Here is a 23,337-nt window from a genome sequence, read left to right as displayed (position 1 = left end):
GCGTCATAAACACCGGTAAGAGTTATAAATGCAAGGTTTTGTCCCGCCCCCGTTAATACACAATGTGCCTAAAAGCTTCGAGCAACGCCAGATGCACGTCAGTCGATATAATGTAACATGCGTCCGGCTTATGGTTCCTTCGCCTTAAATAACGGACACAATCATGAGACCGGTTTTTGCTTCTTCAAACATTATCTCCCGGAGAACCGCGGCATCAGTTTTTCCTGTCGCGACCGGAAAGGCGACGCTGCTCATAAGCTTTAACATTTGTGTAAGCCAATGAAAGAAGCGGATGGTTGATACCGAAGTGCTGGGCACGGTTTAACAGATCACCCAGTATGTGATCTCCTTCCGTCTGATGTCCGGCTTCAATATCGCGCAACATAGATGCAGTTGCCAAAGACTGTTTATCCTTGAAAAAAATGCCGATATCGTTGCTTGCACCCTCATGCAGAGGGAAACCGGCCGCCTTCGCTATTTCGCTATTTTTTTCCAGAAATTCTGTCATAGCTTCTTGCCCGCCCGGAGCACGGTTGATTTCGCCAACATTTGCACGCATCAGGCATGTCATTCCGGCGAGCGTAGCAAGGCGAACCCATTTATTCCACATGCGTTGCATTGCATTTTCAACAGCATGCACTTGCACTCCTTTTGCACCGTCAAAAAGATTTGCAAAAATAATTGCCCGTTCGTCCTTTCCCCCTTGTTGGCAGCCGAACAACCCGATTGCATCATCATTCAAATGCAAAACAATTCCGTCTAGCGTCAGTGTCGACTGGATGATAACCGAGCCCGCCAGCACATTTTTCCTGTCAAACTCTTTATTCAGTCGATCAATATGCGCAAGACCATTGAGTGCCGGAACGAGAACAGTGTCTTTGCCCATAGCCGGGCGTATTGAATTGATTGCACTATCAAGATCATAGGCTTTTGCTGTGAGAAAAACATAATCATAGGTTTCACCTTGTAAAACCCTGTTTACGAGTTCTTCATTGGTCAGCGTTTTGACCGGCGTTTTCAAATTTCCGGCCGGACTTTCAATACGCAATCCATGTTCGAGAAGTATTTTTTGCCGTCTTGGACGCACAAGAAAAGTTACATCTTTTCCCGCCTCTACCAAGCGACCGCCAAAATAGCCACCGATCCCGCCTGCACCCAATACCAGAACTTTTGTCATAATCCCATTTTCTCCCGTTTTTCCGGTTCTATGAATGCGACTTTAAAAGCCATAATCAAAAATCGCAAACAAAAACCCGGAGGTGACACCTCCGGGTTTTCAAGAATCGCAGCAATGATGAAATTACATATTATTGTTTACTGGCGAACCATCACCAAAGTTATGCATTTCCTGATCACTCACACCATGCCGGGAAACAGGAGAGTTCAGATGACGCCCCGGATAGTAGGAGTCTTCAACCGAACCATCGCCACGATAGAAATAGGCCTTGTCTTTCCCTTTGAACTGTTCATTCGCAACATTTGCAGAATGACCTGGAACATATTGGTTAACCCGGCTACCATCACCAAAACCATTGGCAGCAAAAGCACTGCTTACACCTAACAGCAAAGCGGATGCGACAAGCATTAATCTTTTCATTTTAAACTCTCCTTTTTATTCCGGATAGCTCTCATCTGATCAGGCTATCCGGCTTTTATAGAGATCATCCGATTTTGACATCTGAACATCTCTTGGTTTTCACTTAGGAAAAGCGGTAGCAGGATACCAATCACATATGCGTTTTATGTTCACGAACATGTGATCTCAGTACAATATCCGTTTCATGATGACGTTTATACAATGTGCAAAGGCCAACCATTTACGATTATTGGGACGGAAATAGTCGTGTATCCGGTTCTGCACGTATTTTCACCTGAATTGCCATACGAACTTTCCAATCAAAAGCCATAAGAGATAATGACGCTGTTTTGTTTATTTGAACCACCCGATATTTCTCTAACGAACCGGCTGACGGCAAGCCCCTCCTCTTCGGCAGAAAATTCGAGGATTTTTTTCGACACCGCATTAAACATGCGATTAGTTATTTGCTTAAAAATCCGGCTTCATGAAAAGACGATTTCACGACAGTTAAAAAGCATTAAAAAATAGCAAGCCTTTAAAACGATTATTCGCTGTCCCGAACGGCGATCAAGTGATCTCTTTTAAAGTTACTTCATTCTAAAATACATGCGTAATGCCTGAAACCTTTAAAACATAATTTATGCTAACCTCAATTGACGTTTACTTTTGTAAATTACGAAACATCAACTCATAACCGCCAAAATAAACCCTGTTTATTATTATTTTCTCTTTTCATCAGTTAATTTCGCGTGCATTATACAGGTTCTGGAAGATGCCCGATGTTCAGGGGGATACATGAATGGGTACACAGCAAATTGAACCGAACGAAGTTATAGAGTTCTGGGTGGATGCCGGACGAAACAAATGGTTCGGTCAAGACGACAGTTTTGGCAAAAATATTCACGAAAAATTTTTCCGGCTTTGGCAAACGGCACTTTCAGGCCGATTGAGAGAATGGCAAAAAACCGATGAAGGTCTTTTGGCTCTCGCCCTCATCTTCGACCAGTTTCCACGCAAAATGTTTCACAATGACCCCCGCGCTTTTTGTAGTGATCATGATGCGCTAAAAATTGCACGGCTTGCTGTCGAGAATGACGCTGACAAGCGTATAGAAAAAGACCTGCGAGGTTTTTTTTATATGCCTTTTGAACATTCCGAAAAGCTTTCCGATCAGGAACAAAGTATTAAATTGTTCAAGTCTCTTAATGATCAAGATTTACTGACTGAAGCGGAAATCCATCATAACATTATCAAGCGTTTCGGTCGCTTTCCACAACGCAATAAAATTGTTGGACGCAAAACAAAGCCGGATGAACAAGCGTTTCTCGATGACAATGATATTGATAGCTGATAGATGGCTTCACCACGCAAATCGAAAAATCGAGTAAACTGGAAATTTTCAATTTCGCTTAAAAAATTTACAAACCGTCATTATTAGAACAATGAGCAAGTCTTTCGTCAAGATGACCGGATCGGCAGTTCATTGCGAACAATATGATGGATAAAAATGGTTTTCAAAAACCCGTTCCGCCTTCAGTATTTTGCCAAATCAAAACAGCTTCGTTGTTAGACCGTTTTTGTTTCAACTACATCATTGGTTCTGACACCGTAAACATCGCAAGCGTCAAAAGTACGGTCTTCAAACTTAAAAAAACGGCCAGCGATGAATGAAGTTCTCACCTCATTCATCGCAACTCTTTTGAGCGAAAAAATATGCGGTGCGCAAAAGATCAGAAAGCCTTTGCCACCTCAAACCTGTCACCAAAAATTAAAAATCTGTGATCACAAATGGCGTAAAAACAAGGCTTGTCTCTGCTCATCAGGCTCGGTCGGCCTGTTTAACCGGTTTTCCTGATAAGGCCTTGATATCGGAGCTTTCGCCGCAGTGCTTAAACAAAGTTTTAAGAAACAGTTAATTTCTATGGTTAACAATAAGTTAATAAGAAAAACTGAATCATTTTATCAATTAAGAGTTTACTAAAAAAATATTTCCTTTCAATAAGTTAGAATAATATCTTAAAAATCCCCGCAAAGCGCCGTCAAAAGATACAAATCCCCCCTCCTGTTTTTCTGCATTCAAACCTGAATGAATACATAAGGAGAAAAACAGAAGAGAGAAAAGTTGGTAGAGAAAAATTATTCGGAATTCTTTAATGCAAAGCCTACTAAAGGACTTCAGCCGAGGCTGTGCCCGAGAAAGTAATTGTGTGAACGGATAACACTTTCTCATGTGGAAAAACGAGTTTTCTTGGCGGGTTGAATTGCTCGAGTACCAGTTCTTTATCTGTATGGTGAGAGAACATTTTTACAAATGCTTTCGGTGCCGCCGAATGATCATCTGCAATAACTTGTGCCACCACAAAATCACCTTTTTTCACGCGGCGTGTCGGGTCGCAATAGACGATCTCTCCATCTTGATACCGTGGCCACATGGTTTCGCCCGATACTTCCAAAGCATAAGCGTTAACCGCATGGTTGAGTTGTGGTGGGCACGCAACCTCGTATAGTATATTTCCGTCAAGGTCGAACTCGCCATGTTCACCGGCAACAGTCTGTCCATAAACCGGCAAAATGCGGTTTTGTTCGAAATCTACAAGGTTGTCTTCAACATTGTTGAAACGACTGTCGTTTTCAGCCTCGAACGGCGCATCGACAACAAGCGGTTGGTAATGTGTTTTCATAGCATTTTCTTTCGACTGGCTGAATTTTTGTTGTTCATTCGGCTTCCTGTCACTCTTCGGACTATCGGCATTGTCGCCATTTTTTCGGCGGTTCTTGGGGCAAGATTTAACCGTTTTTTCATTCCGCTTTTTTGAAGCCTTCGACTTTCCGGTAGATTCCGCATTTTCAGCCGCCAATTCCATAATATTGGCCGCCAATTGGCCGGTTACTATTTCCGGTGGAATACGCACGGTCACGCTTTCATTGTAAGCTTCCTTACGATTGGCAAGTAACCTTGTGCGCGCGTCCGGCATGGACAAGGCCCAGACTTCATCCGAACGAATAGCTGGCTTGCCGAGGCCGATGAGAATGCGAGCCATTTTTTCTGTAAGTTCGGTGGAAAAGTAACCAATTGACTCTTTTTCTTCATCTTCATACTCCCCAAGCTCTTCGGCACTTTGTAGCCCGAGGCTTTTTGCCAATTCTTCCAATGACAAACCGGCGCGCTCACGTAGCTCACGCAATTGCGTGGGCGCAGAAAATAGATCACGTCCCATAAAAACGCCCATTGTTTCCCTTTCTCGGTTCTATTTCGCGCTAACTTGTTTCGCCACATAGGATGTTTGTGGAGTGGCAATCGTCGATTGCAGGTTTGCTATCTAAACGGGAAGCGGCAAAATATGTTCCAAACGAGATTATCGTTGGCAACAGCTAAGCTTTTCGAGGCCAAACAGGAAAAGTCAAAACGGCATAACTTTAAAAACAGAATTTAAAAAACTTTTGTAAAAATTTTCCTAAAAAACCGTTTATAAAGACGGCGGAAAAACACTTTTCAACGTCGCTTCTTTGCCGAAAAATTTTAACTACGAGAAGAACAGCCTTCTCTACCCTGTTCAAAGCGAAAGAAAATATAGAAAAATTGGAAACGAAGTGCCGAAAACCGTTTTCCAGTGCACCGGTCATTTAATAGAAAAATTCAAAATCATCGTGAAAAAGCGCGATGATGGCGCAAGTTGTCCAGTCACAACCATTCCAATGATAACAGGGAAGATAGCTGTGAGAAAATGGGGGAAAGAAAAAAGAGCAACTTCGTGCGCGGCATTTTTTCAAAAACTGCTGCTATCAGACAATGCCGCCTAGAATAAACAAAAAGGCTCCATTATCAGGAGCCTTTTGGATAGTTAAAATTAGCGGATAACACCACAAGCGAAACGGGCGCCGCCACCACCCATTGGTTCCGGCTGATCGGCATAATTGTCGTGACCGACATGGATCATCAATGAATGCCCACGCACATCCGAAAGTTTTTTCAACTTTGGTGCGAGAACCGGCAATTTGGCATCGCCTTTTTCGTCAACATAAAGTGGCGGCAAATCACCAAGATGCCCGCTGTCATCCCAAGGTGCGGAGTGATGTTCGGTCTTTTGGGGATCCAGATGCCCGCCGGCTAAACCGGCAACAACAACTTTGCCGTCTTTCTCGCCCAGTCCACAATCCGGATTGGTGTGAACGTGGAAACCGTAAAGCCCCGGCTTCAATTCTTTAAGATCAGGAGTAAACACCAGACCATAGCGATTTTCGGTAATTGTGACTTGCCCTATTTGATGACCAAGCCCGTTTTCTGTGGCTCTGTAAATCTCGACCGATAAAGATTGCGGTTCTTGGGGGGAAGCCTTTTCGCTACTTGCAGCAAAAGCAGCCGTCGATAGCGCGAAAGCTGTCAGTGGCAATGACAGAGCCAAGACAGACATACATCTTTTCATTGAAAAATTTCCTTACACGACTAAAACACCCGAAGGCAGAGAAAAAAATGTAAAATATCTTCAACGCCGCAAAGGGTTCGCGCACTAACACCCCCAGCGCAAGCTTACACAACGTTTTAGCTATATTACTTTCCATCATCATACGAATTATACGTCTAGCGAACAACGTAATCTGACATCTGTTTTATAACGCTTAACGCTATTCATTTCAAATGGCATACAGTCACAACTGCGATATTTTCAACAAAAGTTTTGGATTTCATATTAAAACATGAGCCTGAAAACGTAGTCGATCAGGCAATTTTTTTGTCAAAAACTTTCGAAACCTACTATTTTATTCCGGTATTGTTAGCTTTCTACGTTACATTTTAACTGTCGTATTTTTATAAAACTTTATTTATTTCAAACAGTTAGTTAATTTGCTTGAATCATTTTCATAAATCTTGCCTCCTAGATGAATAACAAAGGAGAATTCCCATTAATCCGCTTTTCCTTTGCGTGAGGCTCAAGACATTTTTTGCGAACCGGAAAATTTGTTTCCAAGAATTTTGCCGATTGTTAAATCGCCTGAAACTCTCTGAAGAAAGATGATGTTTCGCGTTTGTGTTGTACCTTCATGATTTTACGACGAACCTACTCTTAAAACCGAAAGACCGGATGCAGCACTTAATCTTCTCATTTAATCCGGCGCCCCCTACCCCATTTTTCAAAAATTTCTCCCTACCCCGACCGACTGATTTTCATTCAACAGACTGCTAAATAAAAACGGAGAATGCGCGTGAAAGCGATTTGTTTAAAAGCTTATTTGATAAAGATAAAGTTTTTGGCGACGGGATGAAAATAACCGGATTGAAAGCCCGCATACCTCTCCGGCAGGACAGCGGTTTTTTTCAACGCCGGCTTTTATTTCAGAAAAAAGCTTTTCGGTTGTTGATCTGAAAGCCATTCATTTGTCATTAAATGCGGCGATGAGTATCTGCATCAAAAAGCCGATTATAATTGTGCCGCGAGAAGAGATTGATGGAGCGCATTTTTCTTGCCCGGAATTGCGGCAATCAGATCTCTCGTATAGGGGTCGCGGGGGCGCACAAATATCTCTTCCACATCACCACCTTCAATCTCGCGGCCATGTTGTAGCACTGTCACGCTGTCGGATATCTGGCGAACAACCGACAAATCGTGACTGACAAAAACATAAGTCAATGTATGTTCCCGCTGCAACCGGTCGAGAAGCGACAATATTTGTGCTTGCACGGTGACATCCAATGCAGACACTGCTTCATCAAGAACGACAATATCGGGATTAAGAACCAACGCACGGGCAATGGACACACGTTGGCGTTGCCCGCCGGAAAGCCCCCTTGGTAGTCTGTCAAATACACTTTTTGGCAATTCCACCTGATCAAGAAGCTCCATAACGCGGGCGCGCCTCTTCGACTTATCCTCATGGGGATAGTTCAGCAAAGGTTCTTCGATAATTTTGCCAATCGTATAATGCGGGTCAAGCGAGCCGAACGGGTTTTGCGAGACAAGCTGGATACGGCGGCGGAAATGGCGCAGTTCCTCACCTTTAAGATGAACCATATCGCTTCCGTCAATCGTAATCGTCCCGCTTGCCGGTTTGATAAAGCCACAAAGCGCGCGAATTGTGCTGGTTTTTCCTGAACCGGATTCACCAACAATTGCGTGTGTCGTGCCGCGTTTTACGCTGAAAGATAAATTTTCCACTGCGCGGAATGATTGTTTACCCGGATATTCGATTACAAGGTTTTTAACTTCGACGATGGTTTTGTCATTGTTTGTTTTTTTAGAACGTGCCGGAACAAGCGTCAAAGATGGGTCATTGGCGACCAGCTTTTTTGTGTAATCGGCTTTCGGCGATGACAGGACAATCTGGCTTTCACCTGCTTCTTCAACACGGCCACTTTTCATAACAACAATTTTATCAGCCCGGTCGGATGCCACGCCAAGATCGTGCGTGACGATGAGAAGCGATGCACCGGAATTGACACGGATATCATCGATAAGGTCGAGAATACGTTTCTGCACTGTGACATCAAGTGCCGAAGTGGGTTCATCAGCAATAATGAGTTGGGGTTTTAGTGCAATTGCTATAGCAATTAAAACACGTTGCCGCATTCCACCAGACAATTCATGCGGATATTGTTCTGCACGCCGTTCCGGTTCATCAAGCCCGACTTCGCTTAAAAGTTCAACCACGCGCGACTTTATAAGATAAGACGGGCAAGCTTTATGAATGCGAAATATTTCGCCGATCTGCTTGCCTATCTTCATCAACGGGTCGAGCGAAGAAGACGGATCCTGCGGAATAAGGCTCATAACTTTCCCGCGTAAAGCTTGAAGACGGGATTTTGAAAAGCATCCGAGATCCTCGCCGTTCAGAGAAATTTTGCCATTTTCAATGCGTGCATTTTCTTGCAAGAGTCCGAGTATTGCTTGCGCCGTTGTGGTTTTTCCGGAACCCGATTCGCCAACGAGTGCCAAGGCCGCGCCACTTTCGAGGCTGAACGAAACATTGTGCGTTACCTCGTTCCAACGCCCGTTATCAAAATAGGAAACAGAAAGATTTTGAACATCAAGAAGCGACATTTTCACCACCTGCCCTTCGCGCCGAACAAGCGGCTGATGCGATTGAAACTCAGGACCACGGCAATTGTGATCAGTCCCGGAATTGTCGTTAACCACCAACCGGTTGCAATATAATTGCGCCCTTCGGCGGTAATGAGCCCCCATTCGGGTGTTGGCGGCTGGACACCAAACCCGAGAAACCCCAGCGTGGCAATTTGCAACAAAGCATGACCGAATTGCAATGCTGCATAGCTCATAACAGTATAAAGCGCATTGGGCAGGATATGACGGCGTATAACAGCAAAAAATGTCGCACCTGAACCATAGGCTGCCTCTATATAATCAAGACTTTTGATACGTGCCACTTCTGCTCGCATAAGCCTTGAAAAACCTGCTACAGACGTAACGCCGACAGCTACTGCAACTTGTAAACTCCCGATCCCCATTAGAGTTATTACGCTTAATGACAAAAGGAGTGAGGGAATGGATAAAAGTACGTCGACAATGCGCATGATAATTGTGTCGATAAGGCCGCCGATACTTCCCGAAACCATTCCCAGAAAACCGCCCAAAACGAAGCCAAAGACAACTGCAGCCAAAGCCCCGCTCAATGAATGGACGGCACCGTAAACAACACGCGCGTAAAGATCGCGCCCCAATTCATCCGTGCCAAAGATATGGGCAAAATCAGGCGCGCTCAAATGCTCGCCCACTTCGTCAACCGGACTATAAGAGGTAAATAGAGACGGCATAATGACGAACAGAAATGCGACAACGAGAACGGCAATAGCAATGAAAAGACCGGGGTCTTTCCGTTTGATCGTCCAAAATTTTGTGTTTTGAGAATAATTTGGAATGTCAACCAAGTTACTTTTACTCATTTAACGCCTCCAGCTTTTTTGTTTAAGCCGCGGGTCAATCAACGGAAAAAACAGGTCAATAACGAGATTGATAAATACAAAAGCAGCCGACGAGACCACGACAACGGCTTGAAGCACGCTGACATCCTGAGAGCGGACGGCCTGTTCGGTTATTTTGCCGATGCCGTTCAAACCGAAGACCGTTTCGGTTACCACCGCACCACTTATCAATTCGCCGAAAAGCAGTCCCGCAATTGTCAAAACCGGCAGCGCACAATTGCGCAAACAATGGCAAACAAGAATACGAAGACGGGAAGCCCCTTTCGATTTCAATACCATTATGAACGGGCTTAATTCCATTTCATCAAGAGAACGCATCAAAATTTGTGTAATTGGAGCAGAAATCGGAATGGCTAAAGCAGCAACCGGCAAAATCATTGCTTCTATGGGACCGGGAACAATGACCGAAATCCACCCCAGATAGAAAGAGAATATTTGAACAAACACGATACCGAGCCAGAAGAGAGGGATTGCGAGAAAAAGACCGGGCAAGTTGAAAAATACGTTGCGCAGCCACTGGAATGGAGAAAAACTGAACAAGAGAGCAATGAGAAAAGCCAGTATCAACGCGGCTAGAAATCCCGAACCGGCAAGTTTCAAAGTCGCTGGCAAATTTGTTACAATGAGATCGGAAACCGGAACGCCAGCCTGCACCGAATAGCCGAAATCTCCGTGTAAAAAATTACCTATCGTTTTGAAATATTGAATAATTTTAGGTTCATCAATGCCGTAATTGGTGCGCAAATTAGCAATTTCACTGGCGTTCAACCCGTATTCCGGATTGAGGAACTTGATTAAAATTGCGTCACCGGGAAGAATTTGCAACAAAATGAAAGTCGCAGTAAAAGCCGCCCAGAGCACTATAATGGCTTGTAAAAGACGATAGAAACCGATTTTTAGCATTATAAACCTTCTTGGTTTTCTGGTCTCGTCCTCTCATCCGGTCTTGGATTTTTCGACGAGAGACGCGTTAAAACGCAAACCCGATAAAACGCACTGAACCTTTAAATGAGAACCGATAGATAGCTTCAAACACATTGCCTGCACTTTTGTTTTTGGGATGGCCGACTTTAAAACCACCTTTTTCAACAAGCCGCTTTTAAATTTGCCACCCGCTTCAAAACAGTTTTTATGGGTTTTTCAAAGCGGGGGCTTGAGGCGTGGGGAATGTTATTTTTCTATCCAGCTATTATAAAAACTCGGGCGACCAACAGATTCAAAGCCGACACCTTTGACTTTAACCGAGCCGCCATAGACCTGTGGTTCTTCAAAAATCGGAATGGCATAGGCCTGATCGAGAATATAATCGGTTGCAGCAATTACATCCTCATTGCGTTTGACAGGATCGGTTTCTGCCGAAATATCTTCCAGCTGTTTGTTCAGATTGTTATCAACAAAGCTAACCACTTTGTCACTCAAACCACCTTTTTGTAAGAGCGCGTCGCGATTTTTAGGATAAAACAGGCTTTTTAAAACATCAGGGTCGGCCCGCCCGACCATATGCGGCATAACCGGTGTTTTTTGCGGATCAAGATTGTCAATCACCGCATTGGTGCCGTCATAAGCTTTGACGTTCAAAATAACGCCGACTCGCTTCCACTGTTGGGCAATCAGTTGCAACATCGCTTTGCTTTGTGGCTGCTGGACGGCTTCATAAGCTGCAAGAACAAGCTTCTTCCCGTTTCTTTCACGAATTCCATCCGGCCCTTTTTTGAAACCGGCTTCATCAAGAAGCGCCTCGGCTTTTGCCTGATCGAATTGAAGTTTTGCACTTTGATCTGAATAACCGAACGCATTATGTGCCATAATAGATGTGGCCAACGGATAATTTGAAGAATAAAGCGTTTTGAGAATTTCCGGCCTGTTGGTGGCGAACCGCAGTGCCTGTCTTACTTTCAAATCGGCTACAAGTTCATTATCGGGGCGAAACATTATCGAATTGTTGATGCCGCGCGTGCCAACCGAATAGACAATATTTCCCGACTTTTTCACACGCTCTTCGTCATAGGCTTGCAACTGCCGGATAAAATTGGCTTGTCCGGCAATCAAAGCTCCAATGCGCACGCTGTCTTCCGGAACAGTCAGATATTTCAACTCGTCAAGATAAGCGCGCCCCTGATGGGGCGATTTTTCCGGTGCCCAATTATAATCCTTGCGAACCTTCAGGATGATCTCTTTGCCGAGGGTTTCACTTTCGACATAAAATGGTCCTGTGCCGATGATTTTCGTTGCATTTCCCATCGCATCAAAGGAAAGTGCCAATGTTTTTGGTGAAACAATTCCTGAATTGATTGTCGAGGTTGCCTGCAAAAATCCCGGTGATGGGCGTTTGAAATAAAAACGCACAGTCAAAGGATCGACAACTTCACTATGATCGTAATTGTTCACCACTTCCGAAACCGGTTGGTGCAAATCTTTATTGCCAAGGCCATAAGCATCGAAGTTTTTGGCAACAATTGCTGCATCAAGCGGGGTACCATCAGAAAAGGTTACACCTTGCCGCAATTTGAATTCATAAACGGTTTTGTCGTCATTGAACGACCATGACGTGGCGAGCCATGGTTCGATTTCAAGCGTTTGTGGATTTTGATAAGTCAGACGGTCGGTAATCTGATTGAGAATGCCGCCATTTGTATAGGTACCGGCAAGAGGCGAATAAAGATTGGTGTGCACCTGCTTGTCCAGATAAATCAGTGTTCCACCCTCAACCGGTTCTTCTGCCCTAAGCGCCGACATGCCAACGGATAGGACAGAAACAACAGATGAAGCAATAAGCAATTTTTTTATCAAATTTTTCATTTCGGTGCAGTCCTTCGGTTTGTTGCGCCTTTTTTAAATTTTCACTCTCTCTTTTTCTTTCAACTCCGCCCAAGTGACCTTACATCTTGTTGTTCAAGATAATTTCACACTTATCTCTCACAATACACCTGAACGGTTTGAACATTTATTGGCTCACAAGAATAAAGCCACGGTTGAATTTTTGAACGGATGCCACTTTTGAACTTTTCAAAAAGTTAAAAAATTATTCTTTATCCATTTGAATGATTGGAAATTAATACTCGTGGAATTTGTTCTTAATGAAAAATTGAAAAACATATTTCTTAAGCTCTTTGCATCAAAACTTCCGCCGGTTTGTTTGCGACAAAACGGAAGGATGCGTTCAGTATTGTTTGATCGAATCTTCGCGGACAGGATTGAGCGTTAACGATAAAAAGAAGCGGATAATCTTGATAAAGTACATATTATTATGACAACACACGCTCCGCTATGACGAGCGCCAATGCTCCCTTTCAATCACTTGAATACCTGCCACGTTAATCGATGTTGGAACCCGATTTTTCTGATTTGATTCCAGGATTGTTTTCTGAGAGCCGAGGACGCATGCCTTTCAAGAATTTTGCTACTTTGTCGCACTGGAGTTAGGGAAGAAGCTCGACATTTTCCGGATATAGATTTTTAAAAAACCGGCAACGCTAAGGAAATTTTATCCAAAAACTCGGGCAATTCGGCATGAAATTGGCTCGTTTGCATTGAATTTTCCGTGATAGTTTCGAAAAAAACGGAAAATCAGGATGAAATAATGCCTCACTCACAAAAATCGTCAAAAGCTGTAAAACCGGATGACATCTCAACGCCGGCCGATGGATCATCATCTGCCGCCGATCATCATCCGGTAAAAGGCATAGACCACGTTTTCATATTGGCAAAAAATCTTGAAAAAAGCGCTGATTGCTTTCGCCGGCTGGGTTTTACCCTTTCACCACGCGGGCTTCATAGCAAAGGACAAGGCACAGCCAATTATACGGTTGTATTTCCCGACGATTACTTTGAACTTTTAGGCATTGTAGAAGAAACGCCAGCCAATCGCGACAAAAAACATAACCTCGAAACATATGGCGAAGGCCTTTACGCTATAGCCGGACGTATCGGCAGCGCACTTTCAACGAAAGAAAGTCTTGCCGAATTAGGTTTTGACATAACCGAGGTGCAAAATTTTTCCAGACCGGTAGAGTTACCTGATGGAAAAACAGGTATTGCTGCGTTTTCCACAGTCGCTTTTAAAAAAAGCGAAGTGCCGAATGGACAGGTATTCATGTGTGAACACAAAAGCCGCGATATGGTTTGGCAGCCCGAATTAATGATACACAAAAACGGCGCCATCGGCCTTAAGGCTATAACTTTATTGTCATCTTCACCGGAAGAGGCCGGAGAACGCTACGCACGTCTTTTCAAAGACGGAAAGGTCAAACAGGAAGATGATAGTGTCGTTGTTACAACCGGAAAAAATTCGGCCAACATCCGAATACTGTCAGAGGAAAGTTATCAACACCATTTCCCGTTCTTCGTTATCGAAAAAATCGCTCGCAATGCTTATGCCGGTCTTGCTATTTACGTAAACGATCTTGGTAAGACAAAGCGTGCACTTGAATTAAGTGCAATTCCATTCAACGAGATAAACAAAAAACACATTGTCATCGCTCCCGAATACGCAACCGGTACGGTGCTGGAATTTTTTGAAAAAGTACAATGAAATTAAATCTTGCTGATAGGCATTTCAAAATTTATCGGGGTTTACGAACTGCAAAACTTCAGCTCTTTTCCACAAGCTTATGAAGCATGTGGCCGAATAAAACATATGTTATGATAGTGGCCGCCTGTTTTGTGGTAAGCGGCCTGCTTTATACAGTCTATCTTTGGAAGAAGACCCTTTCCTCATATTAAAAATGGTGTCTCGTTCAGTCCCTCAAACATTTATCAATCACAAGCTTATTCACTTCCAAAACGTAAAAGCAAACGACAAAGTCACTTGACAAGGGAGGCAAAATATTTAAGTTGATTAAAAATATCATGTATTTTTGTTTTTCCTGAAAGCTTGGCTTTTTGACCATCCACAAATAGGAAAATGGAACCAGAAGGAATGACGGTGACTTCACTTCATCCAGATGATTAAAGAGTAAAAATTGCATTGCGACGGGCAGCAGGTGGCTTGTTATCTTAAGCGATGTGAAAAATTTTGTAAGATGCGCTGGATGAAAAGAGATAATGGATTGCGCATTGATGACAACGAACTTTGACGCTTTAGTTGGCTTAATCTGTTGAATTGTTGCAAAGCAATCAAACGGGTCAAAATCGGGAAGTTCTGTCATTCAATTATGGAAAAACAATAAGACCATGAAAAACAGGATTTATGAAAAAATACTGTTGGTTGTAAAGGATTTCGGCTCCGGCTATCAGACTTGCGAGCTTTCGGGTGCAGCGTATAAATGACGAATTTAGAGACACATGAACCGAATAATCTTCCGCTTTGGGTGGGAGCTACTATCCTTGTCCTTTCTGTCTACACAGGTTTGGGCTTTTGGGCGAGTGCCATGCGCGGAGATCCCAATGTTGTAAGAGGTGGGCAAGAGGCAATCATGCTTGAATTTGCCGAAGAGCCGATGGCACCCGAAACGGAAAATGTTTCCGAAGTTATTAAAGAAGAAACGGTTCAGGAGAAGGTAGAGGAAAAGGTAGAGCCGAAAGAAGAAGAGGCAAAGCCCGAGCCCGAACCACAAAAATCCGAAATGGTTGAAGAGGTAAAAAAGCCGGAGCCGAAGAAAGAAGTCAAAAAGCCGAAAGTTGAAGCGCGTAAAGTCGAGCCCAAAAAAGACGTTAAAAAGGCCGACATTTCGCAAAAGGCCTCGGGGCCTGAAATTGTTGCAAAGAAAGGGCCAACCTATGCAGCGCCCACAACCAATCGTGTATTCGGTGGTGACGGACGGCTCGTTTCCTCATGGCAGAACAAGGTACAACGTCGTATCGCGCTCATTGCTTCGCGTTCGAAAAAACCGGCCACATCCAACCGTTCGACATCCTATGTTACTTTCAGTTTCGACCAGAAAGGCAACATTACCAGCGCCCGCACGTCACGCTCTTCCGGTGATCACGCTATCGATGATCTGGCTTTGCAAATCGTCAAAAAATCAAGCCCTATTCCGACACCTCCGGAGGGTTGGAATAGCTCACTCACCGTGCCTGTCGAGGTTCGCTAGAACGGCGCCCACACGATTTCAAGTGTCAACCAAATTATTTGGCCAAGCTTGAAACGCATCTTTTGCGTTCCACCAATATCTCACTAACGTTGCAAATTTTTGTTTGAGTTGTGAGTTCTGTTATTCGGTAGTTCTACTCTTCCCGAATAATTGATTGTTCCTCCCGCTCTTTGAAGCCTCCTATATTTGTCGGGAACACCTTTTATTTTAGTTTTTCACCTAATTAAAAACGTAGCGAACAAATTACAAAAATATTAATTATTTATCATTATTGTAATAATAAAAATACATATTATTATATTTTTTGTTATAATAAATTAATCAAAATTATTATTATAGAAATTTTACTTAAATTATATTTTATAAAATTTTAATATATATATTTCAATTTTGGAATAACTGGATTGCGTCACTCAGTATCACCTTCCCGAAGTTTTCCTTTTCTTGTTCATTTCTACATTTTGGCTGTGGTATTTTCCACGAATTATCTTTTCTTAAACCTTATTTTCATTTAAAGTATTATGCTGTTTTGCGGGTATAAGCGGGTTTATCAGTGCCGATACGATCATTTGATCGAAGTTTCGTCACTTCTTCCTATCATACGTACAAAACAGAATATTAATATAAAAATACGAATAAAATGGAGTATATAATTTATTTTTACAATTTATAATTTTTATAATTTTTATATTTATAATATTTTTACAAATATTATATTCATATATATTTAAAATTAATTGATAATTATATAAAGTTGTTTATAAAGCAAAACTCACATCATGATTTTCAATTTAGGGAAGAGGGAATAATGGATCTCGTTTCGCGTATTCAACGTCTGCCACTCGGACGTTTTCACTACCGATTATTGGTGGTTACGGGTTTGGGCTGGATGTTTGATGCTATGGACACCGGCCTTATCGCTTTTATCATGCCTCGTTTGTCGCAAAGTTGGCAGCTGACAGCTCCGGAAAAGGCTTGGGTTGTCAGTATCGGTTTTGTAGGGATGGCAATCGGCGCTGTTTTAGCAGGTGGAATTGCCGACAGAATCGGCCGTAAAACAGTTTTTGCCACGACACTGGTTGTCTACAGTATAGCAACTGCCCTTTGTGGTTTTGCGCCGGATTTGTCGTGGCTTCTGGTTTTCCGATTTGTTGTCGGCTTCGGTCTCGGTGGTCAATTGCCGGTTGCTGTCAGTCTCGTCAGTGAGTATGTACCGGCGCGCGTACGCGGGCGTTTCATCGTTTTGTTGGAAAGCTTCTGGGGACTGGGCTGGTTACTTGCCGCGTTGGTCGCATTTTTTGTCATTCCGGCTTATGGCTGGCAAATAGCATTCATTCTCTGCGGCATTCCAGCGCTCTATGTGTTCTATATCTGGCGAAAAATTCCGGAATCTATCCCCTACCTCATCAATCGCGGGCGTATCGAAGAGGCGCATAAAATCGTGTGCCGCCTTGAAAAAGAGGCAGGCATTCCGGTCGTAGAAAAAATTGAAGTTGCCCCCGTTGCCGAAAAGCACAACGTATCTTTCACTCAATTATGGTCTAGCGGTCTTGCCAAACGCACAATCATGCTGTGGCTCATATGGTTCGGCATTGTCTATTCCTATTACGGCATTTTCACATGGCTTCCGAGCCTGTTGGAACAACACGGCTTCAGCATTGTCAAATCATCAAAATACACTTTGATCCTTATTCTGGCACAGCTTCCCGGTTACATGGCTGCAGCCTGGTTGATTGAAAAGCTGGGACGCAAAGCAACCCTATCGGGCTTCATTGCTGCTTGTGCCATATGCGCTTACTTTTTTGGTCAGGCGTCATCGGATGGCCTCATCATCTTGTGGGGATGTTTGTTGTCGTTTTTCAATCTCGGTGCATGGGGCGTTCTGTATTCCTATACGCCCGAGCAATATCCGGCCAATATTCGTGCGTTCGGTTCCGGTTGGGCTTCCGCTATCGGACGGGTTGGCGGCATTGTTGCCCCGATGGTCGTCACGCAAATGATGACAGCCGGTGCAAATGCTTTTTCGAGCGTGTTCATAATGTTTACCGGCGTGCTTCTGGCGGTCGCTATCATTATTATTGTGCTAGGAGAAGAAACGCGTGGTCGCACATTGGAGTCAATCAGTCGGTAGATTAAGAAACGGATAAAAATAGCAGATTTTTCTAAATCGAATTCAAGATAACGGGCATCACAACAAAAAAGGCGGGTAAAACATCCCCGCTTGTTTGCCCGTTTTCTTTCCCTCAAAAATTTACTTCAAGTGCTCCGGCGAAAGAGGTCAGCAGGTATTCTGCTTTTACCCCTCCTCACCCACATTCTTTTTGCGTTACACAACCCTGTTCATTGTCTTGGATCCGGTGACAAAAAAGCTCAGCCCGATTTACCAGCCCATTTTTCCCGTCGAGCTTGCCCGTCTTGCCACACGCTTTGTGTGAATCTTAATCTCCATGGCGTTTATGAATGCCCCTCATCCTTGTTGTTTTGCGCCTTCTTGTTCTTCTCCTTGAAGCCATAATGGCAAAAAGGCTTTTAGAGCGTCAACAATTTTATCGTTTTGACCGTCCAATAAACGATAAAAACTGTTGTCATGAATGGAAGAACATCAAACTGCTATCTAAAGCTCGAAACAAAATAATCACTTACAAAGTGATGCAATTGGCCGTCTGATCGCGAAAATATTTTCGACACGTCGATTTCAGCAAAAAACGGCAAGCTGCTATTCATCCGCTGTTTAAGGTGCAAAAAATCTCATAACCCATTTTTTAGCGGTTTATAAGACTGTTTTCACATCAACAGGAGAGAAAGCTTTTATCAGAAAGCTTGCCGATAAAGTTCGAGAGCATCCGCTTCGGTAACTTCCACAGGATTGTTAACGAGCAATCTTGTTTGCTTCATCGCATCGCTTGCCAACAATGCCAAACTGTTATCTGTAACACCGACTTCCTTCAAATGGCGTGGTGCGCCGGTTTCACTCATCAATTTTTCCATAAACTCGACAAAGGCTTTTGAACGCTCTATCTCGGTGCCTTTTGTGTGCGTCCCGACAACATCACCCAGTTCGGCATAAAGATGAGCCGCTGCTTTCATATTGAACCTTAAAACCGGCCCGAGCATAAGCGCATTGGTAAGACCATGTGGCAAATGATAATGACCGCCCAAAGGATAAGCCAAAGCATGAACTGCACCAACCGGCGAATTTGCAAAAGCCTGACCTGCCAGATTTGCGCCAAGCAACATCGCCTGCCGCGCTTCCTTGTCATGTCCATTATTGCAAGCCGTTACAATATTTGCCGACAACAATCTTAAGGCTTCACGGGCGAAAGCATCGGAAAGCGGATTCTTCTTCAATTTTCCGGTATAGGCTTCAATAGCATGAACCATTGCATCAATACCGGTTGCTGCTGTTTGAAGTTTTGGCAAACCAATCGTGAGCTCACCATCGAGAAGAACACGATCGGCATAAAGCTCATTGGCAACAACACCCATTTTGGTTGTTTCGCCTGTGGTTAAAATCGTAATATTGGTCGATTCCGAACCGGTACCGGCTGTTGTTGGTATCTGGATCAAAGGCAGACGCTTGCCCTTAACTTTTCCGATGCCGTAAAGATCCTGCAATTTTTGATCGGAACGGATAAGTACCGCTGAAAGTTTGGCAACATCCATAGATGAGCCGCCACCGAAGCCGATAACAATGTCAATGCTTGCCGCTTTTGCTTTTTCAACGCATTCAAGCACAATATTTTCCGGTGGATCGGCAACAACTTTGTCAAACACAGCAACTTTGAATCCTGCCTGTTCCAAAGACAATTTCGGTTGTTCCAGAACGCCCGATTGATGAAGACTGCTATCAGTGACAATAAGAGCTTTGCGCTCTTGATAATGGCGTTCGACAAATTCTCCCAAACGTTGTGCACCGCCCCATTCGACAGTCAGCGAAGGTACCGCATTGAAACTGAACTCTTGCATTTCTTCCTCCTCACCCATTCCCGAATGGCCTGCAACTTACCCTTTAAAAAGAGCCACAAGAGTTGATATGTGGCTCTTTTTCAAGAACTTGAAGTCCATTAAGGATTAAACCGATAGTCCTCAAAGGGCACTGCAAATATACTTGACTTCCATATATTCTTCTATTCCGTATTTTGAACCTTCCCGCCCGAGGCCGGATTGTTTGACGCCGCCAAACGGCGCAACCTCATTGGAAATCAATCCGGTATTATGGCCGACCATACCATATTCAAGCGCTTCGCTTACTCTGATGGCACGACTGAAATCGCGTGTGTAAAAATAGGCGGCAAGGCCGAAAATTGTATCATTAGCCATACGAATTGCTTCTTCTTCGGTTTTGAACTTGAATAAAGGTGCAACCGGCCCGAAGGTTTCCTCATGCGCAAAGCGCATATCCTGCGTGACGCCGGTAACAATGGCGGGTTCCATAAACAGCCCACCAAGCCTCTTTCCTCCGCAAACAAGTTTGCCACCTTTTTTGACAGCGTCGGCAATATGATCTTCGACTTTTTTCAGTGCACTTTCTTCGATCATCGGTCCGATATCCGTATCAGCTTTGCGTCCATCGCCAATTTTCAAAGCCTTGACCGCCTGTTCGAGTTTCTTTGTGAATGCGTCATAAATCCCTTCCTGAACCAGAAGACGGTTGGCACAAACACAGGTTTGACCGGCATTGCGATATTTGCAAGCAATTGCTCCTTTAACCGCTTCATCAAGATCTGCATCATCAAAGACAATGAAAGGTGCATTACCACCGAGTTCAAGCGAAATTCGCTTGATTGTCGGCGCACATTCGGCCATCAGCGTCCGCCCAACTTCGGTCGAACCGGTAAAGGATAATTTTCGAACAATATTGCTGTCTGTCAGCACTTTTCCGATTGTAGATGATTTACCGGTAATAATTTGCAAAACGCCGGCAGGAATGCCCGCACGATTTGCAAGCTCGCCCAAGGCAAGTGCGGTAAGCGGTGTCAGACTTGCCGGACGCACGATCATGGTGCAGCCTGCCGCAAGTGCGGGTGCAGCTTTCCGCGTGATCATCGCGGCGGGAAAATTCCACGGTGTGATGGCAGCCGTTACACCAACAGGCTGTTTGATAACCGTGATGCGTTGTTTGGCTTGCGGGGAAGGAATGGTATCACCATAAGTCCGCTTGGCTTCCTCGGCAAACCATTCGACAAACGAGGCAGCATAAAGGATTTCACCCTTTGCTTCTTTCAATGGTTTACCCTGCTCGCTAGTCATAATCATTGCAAGATCATCGGCATTGGCAATCATCAGGTCAAACCACTTGCGCAAAATTTTCGAACGATCCGCTGCTGTCAGCTTTCTCCATTGTTGAAATGCTGCATTCGACGCCTCTACAACCGTTTCGACTTCATTCGCTGAAAGCGAAGGGACATTGCCGACAACCTCACCATCTGCAGGATTGGTAACAGAAATCGTTTCATTGTTTTTTGCCGAAAGCCATTGTCCATTAATCAGGCATTTGTCTTTCAAAAGGCTTTTATCTGAAAGTTTCATCTTTATATTCCTCCTTACCCCCATCTATTGCGATTTTCCCGTTCAACAAGGTTTGAAAAAAACAATTGCATCATCATAATTGATGGTATGAGTATTTTTGTTCGAGGGCAAGGACATGACTGTTCAACAGATTGTTCGGGTGATCATATTTTTAAGTACCCCGAGATATAAAAAACCGCGCTCCCGCCCTGTTCGGGAAAATTTTCAACCGATAGCTTTTCTTCAGTCGGCCTGTCCGGCTATCACCCGCGCTCCTCTAACGGGATTTGATCTTTCCCGCATTTTTACACTCAAACCGGACTATTTCGGGCTAAATAAAGAAACTGTTCTCAAAAAACATTGTAACCAACAACACTTATGTCTGATGCAAATATTGCTTAACCGTACCTCCTCCCCATTTCAACTCCGCTCGTTGCTATTGCCCAATCATTGAGCTTATGAAAGGAATAACGATAACGTGAATGTCTTTGTCGATTTATTTTGAACTCCAAATATTATAGCTTCAGTTTCCACTTATCTTCATATAATGGCCAAATAAATAAAGTGACGACCTTGTAAATAGGATGTAAAGACAAATAGAAACAACTCGTAAACAGGTTTAACCAACCAAAAGCCAAGCAAAAAATGACGATTTCGGGAATTCTAGAGCTAAAAGATAAACCCCCTTTATTCGATAACGGTCGGCACCGCGTGATATTCCGGCATCCGCAAAATCCGGACCTCATCGTAAAAATTGTGCGTCATCGGTGGGCTGAACGGTATGAACGATACAATGCTTTAAAAAAACGCTTCAAACAGCTACGCGAGAATGTCTATAACATTTACGAGTTTCTCGAAACCATGCGGTTGAATTTCGATACAAATCTTAAGACTCCGCATGTGCTGACAACATTGGGCATCGTAAGAACCGATCTCGGCTGGGGCATGGTTTGCGAAATCGAAAAAGATAAGGACGGTTCGCCAGCCAGAACCATCAACGATATCGGTGACGATATAAAACATTATGTGCCCGAGTTGAAAGCGCTAAGTGATTGGGCTGAAACTTCGCCTGTTGTTCTCACGAGCTTTCATGCCGATAATCTGGTTCTGTCATGGCGCGATAACCACTATGAATTTGTCATGATCGACGGATTGGGAGAAAGAAATATCTTGCGTTTAAGAACCTATATCCGTTCATTGAACCGCAAAGAAAATATGAAACGTCTTCATAAAATGCTTAATGATCTTCATCTTTATAATGAAGTTCTGGGTAAATAATATTTCATCAAACAGTCATAACCGTTTCTTCCCTTTCAAGAATTTACCAGCTCGCTTGCTTCCGACTTGATTGTTTTAAACTTGCTTTTTCCAAACCCGCTCGTTGCAAACGTAATTGTCGCAAACTTGAGCTTTACGAACTCACTTGTCGCCAACGTGTTTGTTATCTGCGTCTTCCTCTTTCACCCGCACTTTTGTACCATTTTTCTGCAAACCTTCAAAAGTGGCGCAGTTTATTTTTCATCATGGCAAAAGCAGTTATGCCGCCCTCGACAACAAAATTCGGGATTTTTCAGATAGTTTTTATAAAAATACCGTTCGGGACAATTGCAGAAAAACTGCTTAAAAATCCGAAATTCCCACAGAACCACAACCGACAATTACAAACTTGAAATGAAGCTTTATTTTCAACTTCAATGTTTAGCAGTCCCCTCTGGATTTGAAGCGCGCCTGATGCCTATTTTCAAAATGAGAAACGAAAAAGAGCGCGAGCCTATTAATGATAGACGCCACGCTCTTTTAATAAACTGACCCCGACATTTTGCATAGAATTTGCGGGCTTCAAATAAAAGGCACCGCAACGGAAAAAGGGGCGAACACTAAAGACTCATTTTACAGGAATTTTCGGTTTCCAACCGCGCCCATAACCGAATGACATGGCACAGGCAGCAACTTCAACTTGGCGGATGAGCATTTGACGCTCGTCCAAAAGCCTTGAAATCAAGGTTTTAACATCACCATTATAATCAGCAATCAGATGGTCAATTTCGTCTTGTTGATAGTCTTTTTGTCTTAGTTCATTCACTTTTCTGACTCCTTTTGCACGAATGTGATGTTCCCATCAGGAACCAGAGTCAAGGATTTCAACTTCAAATCTGAAGAGAGTCACCGGCTTTTAAAATCGGAGTTTTAGAGGCCTGTTTTTGAATGCTTATAGTCAGAGAATTTTCTATCAATCCGAGCCAGATCAGTTATTGGTGTCGCCTTATTTTCTTCTTGCTTTTATT

At 43.6% G+C, this 23,337-nt stretch carries 17 protein-coding genes; 5 read left to right on the top strand and 12 right to left on the bottom strand.

Features of this window, described 5'->3' with window-relative positions; all coding sequences use genetic code 11:
- Window positions 1-214: 214 nt before the first annotated feature.
- Together H3V14_RS04740 and H3V14_RS04735 are read right to left on the bottom strand one after the other, a co-directional pair.
- Window positions 215-1,177, bottom strand: a complete 963-nt coding sequence (locus tag H3V14_RS04740; RefSeq protein ID WP_198226970.1) for a ketopantoate reductase family protein — start codon at window positions 1,175-1,177, stop codon at window positions 215-217.
- 123 nt (window positions 1,178-1,300) lie between these two features.
- A complete protein-coding gene (locus tag H3V14_RS04735; protein ID WP_075868783.1) occupies window positions 1,301-1,597 on the bottom strand; it encodes a hypothetical protein in 297 nt (98 codons plus the stop codon).
- Window positions 1,598-2,378: 781 nt separating this feature from the next.
- Here H3V14_RS04735 and H3V14_RS04730 point away from each other — a divergent pair.
- On the top strand, window positions 2,379-2,930 hold the full coding sequence (locus tag H3V14_RS04730; protein WP_198226968.1) for a DUF924 family protein: 552 nt from the start codon (window positions 2,379-2,381) through the stop codon (window positions 2,928-2,930).
- A gap of 814 nt (window positions 2,931-3,744) precedes the next feature.
- Here the strand turns inward: H3V14_RS04730 and H3V14_RS04725 are convergent.
- The 6 genes from H3V14_RS04725 to H3V14_RS04700 form a co-directional block, all read right to left on the bottom strand.
- Window positions 3,745-4,797: a S24 family peptidase gene (locus tag H3V14_RS04725; RefSeq protein ID WP_246785014.1), complete on the bottom strand. Its 1,053-nt coding sequence runs from the start codon at window positions 4,795-4,797 to the stop codon at window positions 3,745-3,747.
- Between the two features lie 630 nt (window positions 4,798-5,427).
- The gene (gene sodC / locus H3V14_RS04720; protein ID WP_281432013.1) at window positions 5,428-6,003 is read right to left on the bottom strand and encodes a superoxide dismutase [Cu-Zn] SodC; all 576 of its coding nucleotides are present in this window, start codon (window positions 6,001-6,003) and stop codon (window positions 5,428-5,430) included.
- Between the two features lie 993 nt (window positions 6,004-6,996).
- On the bottom strand, window positions 6,997-8,613 hold the full coding sequence (locus H3V14_RS04715; protein WP_198226966.1) for an ABC transporter ATP-binding protein: 1,617 nt from the start codon (window positions 8,611-8,613) through the stop codon (window positions 6,997-6,999).
- 2 nt (window positions 8,614-8,615) lie between these two features.
- Complete coding sequence (locus H3V14_RS04710; protein ID WP_198226964.1) at window positions 8,616-9,473, bottom strand: ABC transporter permease; 858 nt, start codon at window positions 9,471-9,473, stop codon at window positions 8,616-8,618.
- Window positions 9,474-10,415, bottom strand: a complete 942-nt coding sequence (locus H3V14_RS04705; protein WP_198226963.1) for an ABC transporter permease — start codon at window positions 10,413-10,415, stop codon at window positions 9,474-9,476.
- 267 nt (window positions 10,416-10,682) lie between these two features.
- Window positions 10,683-12,311 carry a TIGR04028 family ABC transporter substrate-binding protein gene (locus tag H3V14_RS04700; RefSeq protein WP_198226962.1) on the bottom strand — a complete coding sequence of 543 codons (1,629 nt, stop codon included), beginning with the start codon at window positions 12,309-12,311 and terminating at the stop codon, window positions 10,683-10,685.
- Between the two features lie 781 nt (window positions 12,312-13,092).
- On the opposite strand from H3V14_RS04700, the gene H3V14_RS04695 reads away from it, so the two are divergent.
- Window positions 13,093-14,043 (top strand): VOC family protein, encoded by a 951-nt coding sequence (locus H3V14_RS04695; protein ID WP_198226961.1) that lies wholly within the window; start codon window positions 13,093-13,095, stop codon window positions 14,041-14,043.
- Window positions 14,044-14,248: 205 nt separating this feature from the next.
- Here the strand turns inward: H3V14_RS04695 and H3V14_RS04690 are convergent, their stop codons facing one another.
- On the bottom strand, window positions 14,249-14,659 hold the full coding sequence (locus tag H3V14_RS04690) for a hypothetical protein (RefSeq protein ID WP_198226960.1): 411 nt from the start codon (window positions 14,657-14,659) through the stop codon (window positions 14,249-14,251).
- A gap of 117 nt (window positions 14,660-14,776) precedes the next feature.
- On the opposite strand from H3V14_RS04690, the gene H3V14_RS04685 reads away from it, so the two are divergent.
- Together H3V14_RS04685 and H3V14_RS04680 are read left to right on the top strand one after the other, a co-directional pair.
- On the top strand, window positions 14,777-15,544 hold the full coding sequence (locus tag H3V14_RS04685) for an energy transducer TonB (protein WP_198226959.1): 768 nt from the start codon (window positions 14,777-14,779) through the stop codon (window positions 15,542-15,544).
- An 808-nt stretch (window positions 15,545-16,352) separates the two neighbouring features.
- Window positions 16,353-17,675, top strand: coding sequence for an MFS transporter (locus H3V14_RS04680; protein ID WP_198226958.1), 1,323 nt, complete (start codon window positions 16,353-16,355; stop codon window positions 17,673-17,675).
- A gap of 680 nt (window positions 17,676-18,355) precedes the next feature.
- Here H3V14_RS04680 and H3V14_RS04675 read toward each other — a convergent pair.
- The gene (locus H3V14_RS04675; protein WP_198226956.1) at window positions 18,356-19,510 is read right to left on the bottom strand and encodes an iron-containing alcohol dehydrogenase; all 1,155 of its coding nucleotides are present in this window, start codon (window positions 19,508-19,510) and stop codon (window positions 18,356-18,358) included.
- A 120-nt stretch (window positions 19,511-19,630) separates the two neighbouring features.
- Window positions 19,631-21,073 (bottom strand): NAD-dependent succinate-semialdehyde dehydrogenase, encoded by a 1,443-nt coding sequence (locus H3V14_RS04670; protein WP_198226954.1) that lies wholly within the window; start codon window positions 21,071-21,073, stop codon window positions 19,631-19,633.
- Between the two features lie 624 nt (window positions 21,074-21,697).
- On the opposite strand from H3V14_RS04670, the gene H3V14_RS04665 reads away from it, so the two are divergent.
- The gene (locus H3V14_RS04665; protein ID WP_075868815.1) at window positions 21,698-22,330 is read left to right on the top strand and encodes a YrbL family protein; all 633 of its coding nucleotides are present in this window, start codon (window positions 21,698-21,700) and stop codon (window positions 22,328-22,330) included.
- Between the two features lie 607 nt (window positions 22,331-22,937).
- Here H3V14_RS04665 and H3V14_RS04660 read toward each other — a convergent pair.
- Window positions 22,938-23,135, bottom strand: coding sequence for a hypothetical protein (locus H3V14_RS04660; protein ID WP_075868817.1), 198 nt, complete (start codon window positions 23,133-23,135; stop codon window positions 22,938-22,940).
- Window positions 23,136-23,337 lie beyond the last annotated feature (202 nt).

It is taken from the genome of Bartonella sp. W8151 (genome assembly GCF_016100385.1).
GTDB classification, from domain to species: domain Bacteria; phylum Pseudomonadota; class Alphaproteobacteria; order Rhizobiales; family Rhizobiaceae; genus Bartonella; species Bartonella apis.
The sequence above is the reverse complement of the archived record's forward strand: the minus strand, read 5'-3'. Positions and strand labels throughout refer to the sequence as shown.

Coding starts and splice junctions, on each gene's coding strand:
- H3V14_RS04675 (WP_198226956.1), bottom strand. CDS start 19,510: ATGCAAGAGTTCAGTTTCAATGCGGTACCTTCGCTGACTGTCGAATGG.
- H3V14_RS04680 (WP_198226958.1), top strand. CDS start 16,353: ATGGATCTCGTTTCGCGTATTCAACGTCTGCCACTCGGACGTTTTCAC.
- H3V14_RS04700 (WP_198226962.1), bottom strand. CDS start 12,311: ATGAAAAATTTGATAAAAAAATTGCTTATTGCTTCATCTGTTGTTTCT.
- H3V14_RS04695 (WP_198226961.1), top strand. CDS start 13,093: ATGCCTCACTCACAAAAATCGTCAAAAGCTGTAAAACCGGATGACATC.
- H3V14_RS04670 (WP_198226954.1), bottom strand. CDS start 21,073: ATGAAACTTTCAGATAAAAGCCTTTTGAAAGACAAATGCCTGATTAAT.
- H3V14_RS04730 (WP_198226968.1), top strand. CDS start 2,379: ATGGGTACACAGCAAATTGAACCGAACGAAGTTATAGAGTTCTGGGTG.
- H3V14_RS04665 (WP_075868815.1), top strand. CDS start 21,698: ATGACGATTTCGGGAATTCTAGAGCTAAAAGATAAACCCCCTTTATTC.
- H3V14_RS04690 (WP_198226960.1), bottom strand. CDS start 14,659: ATGACAGAACTTCCCGATTTTGACCCGTTTGATTGCTTTGCAACAATT.
- H3V14_RS04710 (WP_198226964.1), bottom strand. CDS start 9,473: ATGAGTAAAAGTAACTTGGTTGACATTCCAAATTATTCTCAAAACACA.
- H3V14_RS04715 (WP_198226966.1), bottom strand. CDS start 8,613: ATGTCGCTTCTTGATGTTCAAAATCTTTCTGTTTCCTATTTTGATAAC.
- H3V14_RS04705 (WP_198226963.1), bottom strand. CDS start 10,415: ATGCTAAAAATCGGTTTCTATCGTCTTTTACAAGCCATTATAGTGCTC.
- H3V14_RS04725 (WP_246785014.1), bottom strand. CDS start 4,797: ATGGGACGTGATCTATTTTCTGCGCCCACGCAATTGCGTGAGCTACGT.
- H3V14_RS04740 (WP_198226970.1), bottom strand. CDS start 1,177: ATGACAAAAGTTCTGGTATTGGGTGCAGGCGGGATCGGTGGCTATTTT.
- sodC (WP_281432013.1), bottom strand. CDS start 6,003: ATGAAAAGATGTATGTCTGTCTTGGCTCTGTCATTGCCACTGACAGCT.
- H3V14_RS04735 (WP_075868783.1), bottom strand. CDS start 1,597: ATGAAAAGATTAATGCTTGTCGCATCCGCTTTGCTGTTAGGTGTAAGC.
- H3V14_RS04685 (WP_198226959.1), top strand. CDS start 14,777: ATGACGAATTTAGAGACACATGAACCGAATAATCTTCCGCTTTGGGTG.